The organism is Streptomyces sp. NPDC034103, from assembly GCF_055575395.1.
Genome location: NZ_JBVISS010000001.1, coordinates 518,228 through 532,858 on the forward strand (window position 1 = coordinate 518,228; position 14,631 = coordinate 532,858).

Annotated in this window: 16 protein-coding genes; 7 read left to right on the plus strand and 9 right to left on the minus strand. The window is 70.0% G+C overall.

Features of this window, described 5'->3' with window-relative positions:
- Positions 1–48: 48 nt before the first annotated feature.
- Both ACZ56U_RS02265 and ACZ56U_RS02270 read left to right on the plus strand, forming a co-directional pair.
- Positions 49–1,038, plus strand: a complete 990-nt coding sequence (locus ACZ56U_RS02265; protein WP_469082121.1) for an acetylxylan esterase — start codon at positions 49–51, stop codon at positions 1,036–1,038.
- A gap of 509 nt (positions 1,039–1,547) precedes the next feature.
- Complete coding sequence (locus tag ACZ56U_RS02270) at positions 1,548–2,138, plus strand: HD domain-containing protein (RefSeq protein ID WP_469082122.1); 591 nt, start codon at positions 1,548–1,550, stop codon at positions 2,136–2,138.
- A gap of 43 nt (positions 2,139–2,181) precedes the next feature.
- Here the strand turns inward: ACZ56U_RS02270 and ACZ56U_RS02275 are convergent, their stop codons facing one another.
- The 3 genes from ACZ56U_RS02275 to ACZ56U_RS02285 form a co-directional block, all read right to left on the minus strand.
- Complete coding sequence (locus tag ACZ56U_RS02275; RefSeq protein ID WP_469082123.1) at positions 2,182–2,352, minus strand: hypothetical protein; 171 nt, start codon at positions 2,350–2,352, stop codon at positions 2,182–2,184.
- A 33-nt stretch (positions 2,353–2,385) separates the two neighbouring features.
- Complete coding sequence (locus tag ACZ56U_RS02280) at positions 2,386–2,823, minus strand: methyltransferase domain-containing protein (RefSeq protein ID WP_469082124.1); 438 nt, start codon at positions 2,821–2,823, stop codon at positions 2,386–2,388.
- 213 nt (positions 2,824–3,036) lie between these two features.
- Positions 3,037–4,125 (minus strand): lytic polysaccharide monooxygenase auxiliary activity family 9 protein, encoded by a 1,089-nt coding sequence (locus ACZ56U_RS02285; RefSeq protein WP_469082125.1) that lies wholly within the window; start codon positions 4,123–4,125, stop codon positions 3,037–3,039.
- Between the two features lie 627 nt (positions 4,126–4,752).
- Here ACZ56U_RS02285 and ACZ56U_RS02290 point away from each other — a divergent pair.
- Both ACZ56U_RS02290 and ACZ56U_RS02295 read left to right on the plus strand, forming a co-directional pair.
- Complete coding sequence (locus ACZ56U_RS02290) at positions 4,753–5,610, plus strand: helix-turn-helix domain-containing protein (RefSeq protein ID WP_469082126.1); 858 nt, start codon at positions 4,753–4,755, stop codon at positions 5,608–5,610.
- 13 nt (positions 5,611–5,623) lie between these two features.
- A complete protein-coding gene (locus tag ACZ56U_RS02295; protein WP_469082127.1) occupies positions 5,624–6,100 on the plus strand; it encodes a hypothetical protein in 477 nt (158 codons plus the stop codon).
- Here the strand turns inward: ACZ56U_RS02295 and ACZ56U_RS02300 are convergent.
- The 3 genes from ACZ56U_RS02300 to ACZ56U_RS02310 all read right to left on the minus strand — a co-directional run bounded on the left by ACZ56U_RS02300 (position 6,036) and on the right by ACZ56U_RS02310 (position 9,746).
- Positions 6,036–6,326, minus strand: coding sequence for a hypothetical protein (locus ACZ56U_RS02300; RefSeq protein WP_469082128.1), 291 nt, complete (start codon positions 6,324–6,326; stop codon positions 6,036–6,038). The two genes, ACZ56U_RS02295 and ACZ56U_RS02300, sit on opposite strands and share 65 nt — an antisense overlap.
- 39 nt (positions 6,327–6,365) lie before the next feature.
- Positions 6,366–6,527: a DUF397 domain-containing protein gene (locus ACZ56U_RS02305; protein ID WP_469082129.1), complete on the minus strand. Its 162-nt coding sequence runs from the start codon at positions 6,525–6,527 to the stop codon at positions 6,366–6,368.
- Between the two features lie 423 nt (positions 6,528–6,950).
- On the minus strand, positions 6,951–9,746 hold the full coding sequence (locus ACZ56U_RS02310) for an aconitate hydratase (protein WP_469082130.1): 2,796 nt from the start codon (positions 9,744–9,746) through the stop codon (positions 6,951–6,953).
- Positions 9,747–10,052: 306 nt separating this feature from the next.
- Here ACZ56U_RS02310 and ACZ56U_RS02315 point away from each other — a divergent pair, with 306 nt between their 5' ends.
- Both ACZ56U_RS02315 and ACZ56U_RS02320 read left to right on the plus strand, forming a co-directional pair.
- Positions 10,053–10,250: a DUF4236 domain-containing protein gene (locus ACZ56U_RS02315; protein WP_469082131.1), complete on the plus strand. Its 198-nt coding sequence runs from the start codon at positions 10,053–10,055 to the stop codon at positions 10,248–10,250.
- 73 nt (positions 10,251–10,323) lie between these two features.
- Positions 10,324–11,853, plus strand: coding sequence for a helix-turn-helix domain-containing protein (locus tag ACZ56U_RS02320; protein WP_469082132.1), 1,530 nt, complete (start codon positions 10,324–10,326; stop codon positions 11,851–11,853).
- 88 nt (positions 11,854–11,941) lie between these two features.
- Here ACZ56U_RS02320 and ACZ56U_RS02325 read toward each other — a convergent pair whose 3' ends face one another.
- Positions 11,942–12,358, minus strand: coding sequence for a DUF6299 family protein (locus ACZ56U_RS02325; protein WP_469082133.1), 417 nt, complete (start codon positions 12,356–12,358; stop codon positions 11,942–11,944).
- Between the two features lie 237 nt (positions 12,359–12,595).
- Here ACZ56U_RS02325 and ACZ56U_RS02330 point away from each other — a divergent pair, with 237 nt between their 5' ends.
- Positions 12,596–12,778, plus strand: a complete 183-nt coding sequence (locus tag ACZ56U_RS02330; protein WP_469082134.1) for a DUF5999 family protein — start codon at positions 12,596–12,598, stop codon at positions 12,776–12,778.
- Positions 12,779–12,876: 98 nt separating this feature from the next.
- Here ACZ56U_RS02330 and ACZ56U_RS02335 read toward each other — a convergent pair whose 3' ends face one another.
- Both ACZ56U_RS02335 and ACZ56U_RS02340 read right to left on the minus strand, forming a co-directional pair.
- Entirely contained in the window at positions 12,877–13,275 is a 399-nt protein-coding gene (locus ACZ56U_RS02335) for a RidA family protein (RefSeq protein ID WP_469082135.1), read from the minus strand.
- Entirely contained in the window at positions 13,272–14,549 is a 1,278-nt protein-coding gene (locus ACZ56U_RS02340) for an acyl-CoA dehydrogenase family protein (RefSeq protein WP_469082136.1), read from the minus strand. The genes ACZ56U_RS02335 and ACZ56U_RS02340 overlap by 4 nt, the downstream gene beginning before the upstream one ends.
- Positions 14,550–14,631: the final 82 nt, after the last annotated feature.

The window sequence follows — 14,631 nt, forward strand, 5'->3', positions numbered from 1 at the left end:
CGATCTCCGCAAGTTTCCCTTTCCTGACCGACTCCTGCGAGGTGTCCCGTGCCCGCGTTCGACCTGCCGCTGACGGAACTGGTGAACCACCGGCCGCTCCCCGAAGAGCCCGCCGACTTCGACGAGTTCTGGCGGGGGACCCTCAAGGAGGCGGCGCGGCACGAGGTGTTGGTGTCGGCCCGCCCGGTGGCCAACGGACTGCGGCTGGTCAGGACCTGGGACGTGACGTTCCGCGGCTTCGCCGGCGAGCCGGTGCGCGGCTGGTTCAGCAGACCCGCACAGGCGCCCGAACTTCTCCCCGCCGTCGTCGAGTTCGCCGGTTACGGCCGCGGCCGCGGACTCCCGCACGAGCGCCTCACCTGGGTCAACGCCGGGTACGCGCATCTGCTGATGGACAACCGCGGCCAGGGCGACCAGTACGGCAACGGCGGCGCCACCCCCGACCCCCACGCCTCCTCCCCCGGCGGCCCGGGCCCGGCCGTACGCGGCCTGCTCGCGCCGCACGACTACCACTACCGGCGTCTCGTCACCGACGCGGTGCGCGCGGTGGCGGCGGTCCGCGCCCTTCCCGGGGTGGACGCCGAACGCGTCGCGGCGGCCGGCAACAGCCAGGGCGGCGGCCTCGCGCTGGCCGTCGCCGGACTCGTCCCGGACCTGGCGGCGGCCCTGGTCACCGCGCCCTTCCTGTGCGGCATCCGGCGCGCCCTCGACCTCACCGACGCGAGCCCGTACGGCGAGATCTCCGCGTACCTCGCCGTCCACCGGGGCGCCGAGGAGGCCGCCCACCGCACCCTCGCCTACATGGAGGGCATCTCCTTCGCCCGCCGCGCCCACGCCCCGGCCCACTTCGGCGTGGGCCTGCGCGACACCGTCTGCCCGCCGAGCGGGGCGTACGCCGCCTTCAACCGCTACGGCGAACTCTCCGGCGCCTCCCCGCACGCCGAGATCCACGCCTACGCCTACAACGGGCACGAGGGCGGGGACGCGGTCCAGGTGCGGCGCCAACTGGACTGGCTGGGGCGCATATGGGAGGGGTGAGGTCCTGCGGTGCGCGAGTGGAGACACCAGACACCAGCGGCCGGAGGCCCCCTACGACCACCACGACCCGCCGACGGACCGGGGGCGGCTCCCGCGGCCGCGCGTCACGCTGATCGTGGCCCACGTCGGCCAGCCGGAAGAGCCGATGCGGCCGGCGGAGGAGGGCGGTTGCGGTCTGGGGGCGATGCCCCAGGCCGGCTCCGGCGTTGTGACCGACTGCCTGCGATCGAGGCGGCCACCGCCTCCCGGGAGGCGGCTCCAACTGGGTTGACGTCGTCGCCCGTTGGCAGGATAGAGTGAGGTTTAGACCACTCGACAACGTTGTCCGTGCGAAGCGGTGACGCCACCGCAGCCTTCCGCGCACGTGCCGCCGGGTGTCGTCGCAGACCAACCGACACCCGGGCAGGGTCTCCCCCCGTTCGCCTGCCCGGCATGCGGACCCGGTGGGGGTTCCCACCGGGTCCGCACAGGCCCACCCCGCGCCCCGGCCCAGCCCCTACCCTGTCCGGATGACCTCCACCGAGCTCCTCCGGCGCGCGCTCGACGACCCCGGCCACCCCCCGCTACGGCCCCTGCCGGACCAGGTGGCGGACCTGCTGAGGAAGCTCGACGCGCCGCCCCGCCTGGCCGCGCATCTGCGGGCGGTGCACGACGTGGCCCACCGCCTGGTGGAGTGGCTGTCGCAGCGCCACCCGTCGCTCCCGCTGGACCGCGAAGCCGTGCTGTTCGGTGCGGCCACGCATGACATCGGCAAGACCACCCATGTCGCGGAACTCTCCGGCCCGGGCTCGTCCCACGAGGAGACGGGCCGCGAGCTGCTCCTCTCCCACGGAGTCGCCCCCCACCTCGCCCGCTTCGCCGCCACCCACGCCACCTGGACCCTGCCGGACATCGCCCTGGAGGACCTGCTGGTGAGCCTCGCCGACAAGGTCTGGAAGAACAAACGCGTCCCGGAGCTGGAGGACCTGGTGGTCAGGAGGCTGACCGAGGCGAGCGGGCGGACGGCGTGGGAGGAGTTCATGGACCTGGACGACCTGCTGACGTCCTTGGGGGAAGGGGCGGAGGGGCGGCTGGCGTTCCAGGGGGCGTATCCGGTGTAGCGCCCCGGACACGCGAAGACGGCTCAGCGGCGGCTCGTACGGATCAGCGGTCGGACACCAGCAGCCGGTACCCCACGTCGAGGGTCAAGCGGGTGAGCAGGTCGGCATGGCGGTGTTGCCAGCGGCCGCCGGCCAGGTCGTCCGCGAGGCGGGTCAGGCCGGGGGTGAGGGTCCGCGCGTCAGGCTGGGAGAGCAGCGAGATGCCGGCGCGCACCCGGGGGTCGAGGTAGGCGTGGGGGCGGCGCCGTTACGCGGCGGCGAAACCGTCCACGCGGTCGTGGGGAACCGGGACCGCTTCCTCGCGCGCCCCGCCGAGCAGTTCCTTCAGCCGGGCGGTCGGGATCGCGCGGATGTCGTCGAACGCGGCCGCCTGCGGGAGGTACTCCCGTACCAGCCAGAACCGCTCGCGGAACACCCGCTGGTCCCAGGTCAGGACGACGACTCGGCGCCGGGCCACCCGACGCAGCTCCGCGATACCGGCCACCCGGTCGGTCCAGTGGTGGACCGTGAGCAGCGCCATCACCGCGTCGGCGTCGCCGTCCCGCAGGGGCAGCCGCTCGGCGACCGCCCGCACGGCCCGCGCGGCGCCCGGTGGACGCTGGGCGATCATGACCCGGCTGGGCTCGACCGCGAGGACGGTGCCCGGCGGTTCGTACGACCCGGTGCCCGCCCCGACGTTGATCACGTCCGTGGCGTCCCCGAGGGCGGCGTGGATCAGCGCGGCGATCCCCGAATCGGGCCTGCGGGTGCGGGCATAGGTCGCGCCGAGGCCTTCCTAAGTGGCCATGTCGCTCCTCATTCCCCACGAGGAACGGCCCGGCACCCGCTCCCCCGGTCCCAACGGGCCCGCGGGGTGGACGACGGACCCGACGGTGGTCCCCACCAGGTCCGTCCGCGCTCAACCCACCCGGCAGGGCAGGCTGGTCGCCGTGTCGCCGCCGGTCCCGGTGACGACGTAGCCGAACGTCGCGCTCTGTCCCGGACTCAGCGATCCGTTCCAGTTCGCGTTGTGGACCATCACCGCCTGGCCGTTGTAGGTCGGGGTGCCGTTCCAGAGGCTGTCGACCTTCTGTCCGGTCGGCAGCGTCCAGTCGACCATCCAGCCCAGCATCGGGACGTCACCGGAGTTGGTGACGGTCACCTCGGACTGGTAGCCGCCGCTCCAACTGCCGGTCGTCTTACGGGTGGCGGTGCAGGTGCCCGGCACCGGCTCGGAGGGGTTGCCCGGCTCGTGGATGCCGGTGACCTCGCCGTTGCCGCCGTCGAAGACGACGTCGGAGCAGGAGTAGAAGGTCTCCGCGCTGTCCGAGCGCTGCCAGACCATGTAGATGATGTGGCGGCCGGACTTGTTCGCCGGAAGCTGCCCGGTCCAGGAGTAGTTGGCCTCGATGGTCCCCGGGCTGCCGTTGAGCGGCGGGTGGTCGACGGAGAGGAACGGCCGCTCCTCCATGTCGGCCCAGGTGAGCGTCTTCTTCGGGGCGAAGCCGTCCTTGGTGATGTAGACGTAGAACCAACCCGGGTGCGCGGCCCAGGCGTTGTAGGAGAAGTCGACCGTCCTGCCCGCGGTGAGGTGGGTCACCGGCCAGTCGTCGCGCGGGGCGTTGAAGCCGGTGAAGTTGGTGTTGCCGCCGCTGCACAGCTGACCGTCCGGCACGAAGCCGCGGGTGCGGCCGGCGCCGTCCGAGCGCAGCACGGAGAACCAGTTGTAGAACGGCGTGGTGCCGCTCACCGCCTGCGCGTTCTTGCACGCCGGGTTGACCGGCTTGATCTCACCGGTGTCGGTCAACCCGTCCTGCCAGCACAGGAAGGTACGGCTGCCGGGCTTCATGGGGGTGCCGTGGGCCTCGGCCGCACCGCCGGTCGTCATCACCAGCGCGACGGCCGGGATCGTGGCGAGCAGGGAGACCAGGACGAGGAAGAAGGCTCTGGCGCGCGTGGGGAGCGTTGATCGGCGACCCGGGGACGCCGCTGACGTTGTCAGGATCATGACAGTTCAGTCCGTTCCTTGAGGTACGGGCCGTGCGGATGCGTGTGCGCGAGTGGGGTGGGGCGTCCCGTCGGGCGGGTTCCGGTCCACCCGCATGGGAGCGCTCCCACCCCACCTGTTGCGGAAGGTAGCGCGAACGGGGGCGCCTGTAAACGGCTGGCACGCAAGGGGTTGACCGTCCATGGCCGGCCACGGCGTCTCCGCGCGCCTCCAGCGCCACGCCCGTGCGCCGCTTTCGTGCGCCGCCTCTGCGCGCCGCTTTCGCGCGCTGCTTTTGCGCGCCGGGCGCAACTTCGCGTACCCATACAGGATTTCGGGCGCTCTTCGAGCTCCCGCGCTTCGATACCTCGGAACCTCGGCACGCCCCTTCGGAGCACAAACACCCGTTCCGGCGTTCTCTCCTACGTGAAGCCCATCGCGCTCTCCTACGTGAAGCCCCTCGCGCGGCCGCAGTTCAACGGGTCCTCACGGGGCCGCCGCCACCCCATCGCCACCATGCCGTGAACACGCCAATGGCTGTTAGCTCTATCCTCTTTGCTAGAGGCATACTGGGAGGAGCTAAAAGCTAGGAACTTTCTGTGCATGGCCGATCAGGTTCAGGGTACGTGCACGGGCGAAGGAGCGGCGATGACCCCCGTGGACCCCAGTCTGAACCGGCGCAAGCTACGTCTCGCACTGCGACAGGCGCGCAAGCGCGCCGGCCTGAGCCAGCGTGAGGCGGCCGAGCAGGTGGAGTGGTCCCAGTCGAAACTCATCCGGGTCGAGACAGGCACGGTCAGCGTCTCGGTGAGCGACCTGCGTGCGCTGGCCGCTCTCTATCAGATCACCGACCCCACCGAGTTGAGCGAACTCGAAGAGGCCGCCCGAGGCAGCAAGGGGCCGAGTTGGTGGTCCAAGTTTCACGACGTGGTCACTCCTCAGTTCGCCCAGTACCTGGGCTATGAAAGCGCCGCGTCGTCCCTGTACACGTACCATCCCATCGTCGTCCCCGGCCATCTACAGACCCGCGCCTACGCCAAGGCGCTCCTCGCCCCTCGCGGACTGTCGCCCGAGCGGGCCGAGCGAGTCGTGGGTCTGAGGATGGAACGACAGGAGCGGATGTTCGACGGCTACGGCAAGCCAGAGACCACGTTCATCCTCGACGAGGCCGCGGTGCGACGACAGGTCGGTGGAAAAGAGGTTCTGGACGAGCAGTTGGAGCAGCTGCTGGACTTCGGCGCCCGCGACGACATCACGATCCGCGTCCTGCCGTTCGAGGCCGGGGCGCACTACAGCACGCTGGGCAGCTTCGTCCTCCTGGGATTCTCCGACGACGACGATCTTCTGTACCTGGAGCACGCCGCCGGCAGTATGACCGGCGGCGAGGACCTGGAATTGCTGGCCCGTTACCAGGAGTGCTTCCACACGATCACGGAAATGGCACTCGGCGACACCGAGTCTCGCGACCTGATCGATCGCATCAAGCAAGACCTCAGGGCCCGCTAGAACTGCGGAGCCCATGGCTGGTAATGAAGCCAGGGGGAGGACCGACGTGGTCTTCAGGTCGATATCTCAGGGCCTACAGCAGTGGGTCACCACTCTGCTCGGCGGAGCGGCTGGACTGAACGACGAGGAGCTCAAAGCACAGGCGATCAAGAACCAGGCCGAGACGGACCGACTGGTCCAGATCGAGAACGCCCGGGGCGCGGTGAAGCTGAAGCTCGTGACGATGGTCGGCGCCATCGCTCTGGCCGCTTTCGCATTCCTGCTCGGAGCGATAGTCCTGACCATAGAGGCGGCGGCGGATCTGAAACTGCCGTGGTCCCGGATAGGCACAGCCATCGGTACGTTCGTCGCCACCTCCGGGCTCGCCGCTCTGGCGGGACGGTGGGCGACACGGTGGTTCAAACGCCGTCGGGCGGCCGGCACCGCTACCGCGGAGTCCGCGCCCCAGAACCCTCCGGGAGGCGACCCGAACCAGATGGCGTCACCATGACGTAACCCGCCTTCCACACTCCCGCACCGACGGACACACCGACCGCCACGGTCACCCACAGGATCCGCTTGGCGAGCAGGCTGTCGACGAGCAGGGAGGCCAGGGCAGCCGCCAGCGTCGCCAGCGCGCCGGCCGCGAGCGCGAAAGCGACGGCGCCGCCGATGAGCGCGTCCCGTTTGCCCCGCTTCTTCCCCGACTGCCGTACCGCAGATGCCTCGGCACCCATACAGGCCCCCTACCTACTGCCGATGGCTGTTCAACAACATCACGAACCCTCTAACGCCCCTTGGTTCACCGCGCAGAGAAACTGCGTCCAGACAGGGGCGGTGAATCGCAGAGGCGAACGATAGGGTTCCTTGGAGTCACGAGTGAGCACACGGTCCTCACACACAGCGACCTCCACACACTCGTTCTCATTGCCACACATGCTGCTCCTGCGCCACAAGGGTTCCCCCCTATGCACCACCTCAGCCCTCCTGCTCCCCCGATACGCCTGGGTAGTGCCCGTCCATGCTAGTGGGCGGTCGACCACCACCGCAGGCAAGTACCCCCGAACGTCAAGCCAAAGAACGACACATGGCACTCGCAAGACTACGCACAGCTACTACCCACTCAGCGTAAATGATCCCAGGCCTCCGCAGCCATACCCGAATCTGTCGATATGCCGTACGTCATTGCGACCGGCCCGTCTCACGCCGACCGGCCCATGGCGTCGGCTTTCCCAACTACCTTTTTCACCAATCATGTTGAGCCTCATTTGACTCAAGTACAAACAGTTCTTGGCGAGTTGACAAAGGGCCGCACGTCCCGACGCCGGGAAGTGCGGCCCTCGGCCGGTGTGCCGGGCCGCTTAGTTGCGGATCAGCGAGCGCAGCACGTACTGCATGATGCCGCCGTTGCGGTAGTAGTCGGCCTCACCGGGGGTGTCGATGCGGACGACCGCGTCGAACTCGACGCCCGTGTCGGTGGTGACCTTGACCGTGCTCGGGGTGGTGCCCTCGTTGAGCTCGGTCACGCCCGTGATGGAGAAGGTCTCCTCGCCGGTCAGGCCGAGCGAGTCGGCCGTCTGGCCGGCCGGGAACTGCAGCGGCAGGACGCCCATGCCGATGAGGTTCGAGCGGTGGATGCGCTCGTACGACTCGGTGATGACGGCCTTGACGCCGAGCAGCGCGGTGCCCTTCGCGGCCCAGTCGCGGGACGAGCCGGAGCCGTACTCCTTGCCGCCCAGGATGACCAGCGGGATGCCGGCGGCCTGGTAGTTCTGCGACGCGTCGTAGATGAAGGAGACCGGGCCGTCCTCCTGCGTGAAGTCGCGGGTGTAGCCGCCCTCGGTGCCCGGCGCGATCTGGTTGCGCAGGCGGATGTTGGCGAAGGTGCCGCGGATCATGACCTCGTGGTTGCCTCGGCGCGAGCCGTAGGAGTTGAAGTCACGACGCTCCACACCGTGCTCGGTGAGGTACTTGCCGGCCGGGGTGTCGGCCTTGATGGCGCCGGCGGGCGAGATGTGGTCGGTGGTGACCGAGTCGCCGAGCTTGGCCAGCACCCGGGCGCCGGTGATGTCGGAGACCGGGGTGGTCTCCATCGTCATGCCCTCGAAGTAGGGGGGCTTGCGGACGTAGGTCGACTCCGCATCCCACTCGAAGGTGTCGCCGGTCGGGATCGACAGGGCCTGCCACTGGGCGTCGCCCGCGAAGACGTCCTGGTAGGACTTGGAGAACATGTCCTCGCCGATGGCGTTGGCGACGACGTCGTTGACCTCGGCCTCGGTGGGCCAGATGTCCTCCAGGTAGACCGGCTTGCCGTCCTGGTCGGTGCCGAGGGCGTCCTTGGTGATGTCCACCTTCATGGAGCCCGCGAGGGCGTAGGCGACGACCAGCGGCGGGGAGGCCAGGTAGTTCATCTTGACGTCGGGGTTGATACGGCCCTCGAAGTTCCGGTTGCCGGAGAGGACCGAGGTCACCGCGAGGTCATGGTCGTTGACGGCCTTGGAGACCTCCTCCGGCAGCGGGCCGGAGTTGCCGATGCAGGTGGTGCAGCCGTAGCCGACGAGGTTGAAGCCGACCTTGTCGAGGTAGGGGGTCAGGCCCGCCTTGTCGAAGTAGTCGGTGACGACCTTCGAGCCCGGGGCGAGGGTGGTCTTGACCCACGGCTTGCGGGTCAGGCCCTTCTCCACGGCCTTCTTCGCGACGAGCGCGGCGGCGACCATGACGTACGGGTTCGAGGTGTTGGTGCAGGAGGTGATGGCCGCGACCGTCACCGCGCCGTGGTCGATCTCGTACGTGGAGCCGTCGGGGGCGGTCACGGTGACCGGGTTGGACGGGATCGCGGCACCGGTGCCCTCGGCGTGCTGCGGGGCGCCGGCGCCGTTCTCCTGGCTGCCGTAGGCGGGGGCGTCGGAGGCCGGGAAGGACTCGGCGCTCGCCTCGTCGACCGGGGAGGCGGCGGTGCCGGCCTGGGCGGTGGGCACCTCGACGTAGTTGAGGACGTCCTTGGCGAACTGCTCGGCGGCGTTCGCGAGGACGATGCGGTCCTGCGGGCGCTTCGGGCCGGCGATGGACGGGACGACCGTCGACAGGTCCAGCTCGAGCTTCTCGGAGAAGTCCGGCTCGGCGGCCGGGTCCAGCCAGAGGCCCTGCTCCTTGGCGTACGCCTCGACCAGCGCGAGCTGCTGCTCGGAACGGCCCGTGAGCTTCAGGTACTTGATGGTCTCGCCGTCGATCGGGAAGATCGCGGCGGTGGAGCCGAACTCCGGCGACATGTTGCCGATGGTGGCGCGGTTCGCGAGGGAGGTGGCGGCGACGCCCTCGCCGTAGAACTCGACGAACTTGCCGACCACGCCGTGCTTGCGGAGCATCTCGGTGATGGTCAGCACGAGGTCGGTGGCGGTGGTGCCGGGCTTGAGCTCACCGGTGAGCTTGAAGCCGACGACACGCGGGATGAGCATCGAGACCGGCTGGCCGAGCATCGCGGCCTCGGCCTCGATGCCGCCGACGCCCCAGCCCAGCACACCGAGGCCGTTGACCATGGTGGTGTGGGAGTCGGTACCGACGAGGGTGTCGGGGTAGGCCTGGCCGTTGCGCACCATGACCGTGCGCGCCAGGTGCTCGATGTTGACCTGGTGGACGATGCCGGTGCCCGGGGGGACGACCTTGAAGTCGTCGAAGGCGGTCTGGCCCCAGCGCAGGAACTGGTAGCGCTCCTTGTTGCGGCCGTACTCCAGGTCGACGTTCTGCTTGAAGGCGTCGTTGGTGCCGAACTTGTCGGCGATGACCGAGTGGTCGATGACCATCTCGGCCGGGGAGAGCGGGTTGACCTTCGCCGGGTCGCCGCCGAGGGCCTTGACGGCCTCACGCATGGTGGCGAGGTCCACGACACAGGGCACACCGGTGAAGTCCTGCATGATCACGCGGGCCGGCGTGAACTGGATCTCCTGCGACGGCTGGGCCTGGGAGTCCCAGGTGCCGAGGGCGCGGATGTGGTCGGCGGTGATGTTCGCGCCGTCCTCGGTGCGGAGCAGGTTCTCGAGCAGAACCTTGAGGCTGTACGGAAGGCGAGCCGAGCCTTCCACCTTGTCCAGCCGGAAGATCTCGTACGACTCGTCGCCCACGCTCAGCGTGGCACGGGCGTCGAAGCTGTTCGCCGACACGACAGTCTCCTTCATTGATGTGCGCGTAACTCACCACGATCCTGCCGCCACGGCATCTTGGCCGATCCGCTAAGGTAAGGCTAAGTTAGGTAATCCTTACCACCGGGGTGCCGATGCGGGCGGCTGCGGTGCGCCTAGGCAGATATCTCGATGTCGAGATAACTCTAGTACACGGGGGCGGGATGGTCATGCCCCGACTCCGTTTGTGATGTCTCACACGGCGGGGACCGTTCGAGACACGGGGCCATCAGTCGGCCGAGTCGGGGTAACCGACAGATACATTCCGCGACTCAGACGGGAGACACGATGCCCCTCACGTTCCGCAAGAGTTTCCGGATCCTTCCCGGTGTCCGACTGAACATCAACCGCCGCTCCTGGTCCATCACCACCGGCGGGAAGAACGGACCCAGGCAGACCCACAGCAGCACGGGACGTCGTACGACATCAGTGGATTTGCCCGGACCTTTCGGATGGCGCCGCACCCGTACCGCCAGGCGGGGTTGACGCACCATCAGGTCCGTCACCCGGACGGACCCTCCAGAATGCGCCATCTCATATCTGAGATAGCCTCAACCTCATGGCAGACGATTACCTCGTACGCATCGGCAAGCTCATCCGTGACGCCCGGCAACACCGGGGCTGGACACAGTCGCAGCTCGCGGAGGCGCTGGGCACCAGCCAGAGCGCCGTCAACCGCATCGAGCGCGGCAACCAGAACATCAGCCTTGAGATGATCGCGCGAATCGGTGAAGCCCTGGAGAGCGAGATCGTCTCTCTGGGCTACGCGGGCCCGATGCATCTGCGGGTCGTCGGCGGACGCCGGCTCTCCGGCGCCATCGACGTCAAGACGAGCAAGAACGCGTGCGTGGCACTGCTGTGCGCCTCCCTGCTCAACAAGGGGCGCACAGTGCTGCGCCGCGTCGCGCGCATCGAGGAGGTCTACCGCCTTCTGGAGGTGCTGAACTCCATCGGGGTGCGCACCCGCTGGATCAACGACGGCGTCGACCTGGAGATCGTGCCGCCGGCCGAGCTGGACATGGCCTCGATCGACGCCGAGGCGGCCGTGCGCACCCGCTCGATCATCATGTTCCTGGGCCCGCTGCTGCACCGCATGGACCGCTTCCGGCTGCCCTACGCCGGCGGCTGCGACCTCGGCACCCGCACCATCGAGCCGCACATGATCGCGCTGCGCCGCTTCGGGCTCGACATCGCCGCGACCGAGGGCATCTACCACGCGCAGGTCGACCGGTCCGTCTCCCCCGAGCGCCCGATCGTGCTGACCGAGCGCGGCGACACCGTGACCGAGAACGCGCTGCTGGCCGCCGCCCGGCACGACGGCGTCACGGTCATCCGCAACGCCTCCTCCAACTACATGGTCCAGGACCTCTGCTTCTTCCTGGAGGCGCTCGGCGTCCGGGTCGAGGGCATCGGCACCACGACCCTGACCGTGCACGGCGTGCCCACCATCGACGTCGACGTGGACTACTCCCCCTCCGAGGACCCGGTCGAGGCGATGAGCCTACTGGCCGCGGCGGTCGTCACGGAGTCGCAGCTGACGGTGCGCCGGGTGCCGATCGAGTTCCTGGAGATCGAGCTGGCGGTCCTGGAGGAGATGGGTCTCGACCACGACCGTACGGCGGAGTACTTCGCCGACAACGGCCGCACCCGGCTGGTCGACCTGACCGTCCGCCCCTCCAAGCTGGAGGCTCCGATCGACAAGATCCACCCGATGCCGTTCCCCGGCCTGAACATCGACAACGTGCCGTTCTTCGCGGCCATCGCGGCCGTCGCCTCGGGCAAGACCCTCATCCACGACTGGGTCTACGACAACCGCGCGATCTACCTGACGGACCTGAACCGCCTCGGCGGCCGGCTCCAGCTGCTGGACCCGCACCGGGTACTGGTCGAGGGCCCGACCCGCTGGCGCGCCGCCGAGATGATGTGCCCGCCCGCCCTGCGGCCCGCCGTGGTCGTCCTGCTGGCGATGATGGCGGCCGAGGGCACGTCCGTCCTGCGGAACGTGTACGTCATCAACCGCGGTTACGAGGACCTGGCCGAGCGGCTGAACTCGATCGGGGCGCAGATCGAGATCTTCCGGGACATCTGACCCGGCTCGACATCCCCCCTCCGACCGCGGCTCCCTCGGGGACCGCGGCCGGAGCACTGTCTACGGCGAGCCGCACCGGCTGTCCGGGTCAGCGCTGGGTCAGCGTGATCCCCTGCTGCCGGGCCGCGTGGAAGTGGGGCAGCGGCAGGCCGCCCTGCGGGCGCAGCTCCATCACGGTGGCCTCCACCTGGGCGGTGCCGGGCTCCAGCGATCCGGGCGCGGGCCTGCCGGTGTTCTCCCAGCGGTGCTCGACGCCGTCGCACACCGCGCGGGTGCCGCCGATGCCGTGGCGGAGGGTCGGGGACTTCTGGCCGATGGAGGAGCTGACGAACGCCGGGCCCGTGCTGCCGAGGCAGCGGTAGGTGCCGGAGAGGGTGACCGTGCCGTCGGCGGCGACGGTGCCGGTCGGGTCGACGGTGACCGTCTCGTAGGGGTCCGCGACGGCGGTGGGGGCGGCGGCCAGCAGGAACAGTGCGGCGAGGACGAGGGCGGGGCGGACGGGCATGGAAGGGCCTCCCGGGCAAGTGGAACAAGGTCCTCCACTGGTACCGGTCAGGCGGGGCGACCGGCGTGATCGTCACTCCTTCGGTGGCGAGTCCGCAGCGGTCTTCGTGGATCGGTCAGGGTGTTGTCCGCGTGTTGTCACGGTTGCCGCCCGGCTGTTCCGATGCGTCCGCGGCGGGCGCATGGTCTATCCATACGGACGACCCGTACGGATCGTCCTCCCTCCGTGGAGGTCGCCATGTGTGCCCACCAGTCTTCGTGCCCCGCCTTCGACACCCACGCCGCGCACGTCGTGGCCGCCCGGCCCGAGCAGGGCTGGAGCCTGCTGTGCGACGGGGCGATCGTCTTCGACGACACCGGTGAGCTGCGGCCGGACGGGAGTGTCGTCGGACCGGTCACGCAGCTCGCGATGGCCGCGTGAGCACTCAGCCGTGAGCACTCAGCCGTGACCGCTCAGCCATCGGCGCCCGGATGGGCCGTCCGGCGGTGCGGGTGCGCGTCCCTCCGCGGCGCGTCCGGCTACGGCAGCACCGCGAAGCCGTCCAGTTCCACCAGCGCCTCCTCGTCCCACAGCCGGACGACCTCCACGACCGCCATCGCCGGGTAGTCCCGGCCCGCCAACTCCCGCCAGATCCGCCCCAGTTCAGGGGCCCGTGTCCGGTAGTCCGCCACATCCCTGGCGTAGACGGTGACTCGGGCGAGGTCGGCGGGGGTGCCGCCGGCGGCCCGCAGCGCGGCCAGCAGGTTGGTGAGCGCCCGCTCGAACTGTGCCACCAGCCCCTCCCCCACGACCTTGCCGTCCGTGTCGAGGGCGGTCTGGCCCGCGAGGAAGACCACGCGGGTGCCGGTGGCGACGACGGCGTGGGAGAACCCGGCGGGCGGGGCGAGGTCGGGCGGGTTGACGCGCTCGGTGCTCATCGGTCCGCCTCCGCCCGGGCGTACAACTCCTTGGCGATGATGCCGCGTTGAACCTCGCTCGCGCCCTCGTAGATACGCGGGGCGCGTACCTCGCGGTAGAGGTGTTCGAGGAGGTGTCCGCGGCGCAGGGCGCGGGCGCCGTGCAGTTGGACGGCCGCGTCGACGACGTACTGCGCGGTCTCGGTGGCCAGCAGTTTCGCCATCGCCGCGCGCTTGGGGACGTCCGGGGCGCCTTCGTCGTACGCCGTCGCCGCCGCGTACACCATCAGGCGGGCCGCGTCGGTGCGCAGGGCCAGTTCGGCGACCCGGTGGGCGACCGTCTGGAGGTCCTTCAGCTTGCCGCCGAACGCGTCCCGGCGGGCGGTGTGCGCGAGGGTGGCGTCCAGGGCGGCCTGGGCCATGCCGACCGCGAACGCGCCGACGCTGGGCCGGAACAGGTTGAGGGTGCCCATCGCGACCCGGAAGCCGCGGTCGGGTTCACCGAGGACGTCGTCGGCGGTGACGGGCACGGCGGCGAAGTCCAGGGCGCCGATCGGGTGCGGTGAGAGCATGTCCAGGGCGGTGCCGGTGAGGCCGGGGCGGTCGGCGGGGACCAGGAACGCGGTGACCCCGCGGGCGCCGGCGCCGGGCGTGGTCCGGGCGAAGACGGTGTAGAAGTCGGCCTCGGGGGCGTTGGAGATCCAGCACTTCTCCCCGGTGAGCCGCCAGCGGGCGGTGCCGTCGGGCTCGGCGGTGAGGGGCGGGGCGGGGCGCGGGGCACCGCCGGTGGTGTCCGCGCCGAGCACGTCACCGGGGACGCCCGAACCCGGCGCCTCACCCGCCGCACCCGCGCCCGGCGCCCCGCCCACCTCTGCCGCCGCCTCCCTCTCCGTCTCCGCCCGCAACTCCAGCGCCGCCGCGTCCGACCCGGCCCCCGGCTCGCTCAGCGCGAACGCCGCCACGGCGTGGCCCTCCGTCACCGCGGGCAGCCATCGTTCCCGCTGGGCCGGGGTCCCGTGGGCGTGCACCGGGTGGGCACCCAGGCCCTGGAGCGCGAGCGCGGTCTCCGCCTCCGTGCAGGCGTACGCGAGGGACTCGCGCATCAGGCAGAGGTCCAGGGCGCCGGAGGTGAACAGCCTCCGGAGCAGGCCCAGTTGCCCCAGCTCGGCGATCAGGGGCCGGTTCACGCGCCCCGGCTCGCCCTTCTCCGCCAGCGGGCGCAGCCGGTCGGCGGCCGTGGCGCGCAGCTCCGCACACCAGGCGGTTTGTGCCGGATCGAGCGAGAATGCGGGCATTGCCGGTCCCCTCTCTCCACTGGACTCCTCGACGATATCGCGCCCCATTGACTGCCGTCACCAACGCGATACGCTCCTCTCG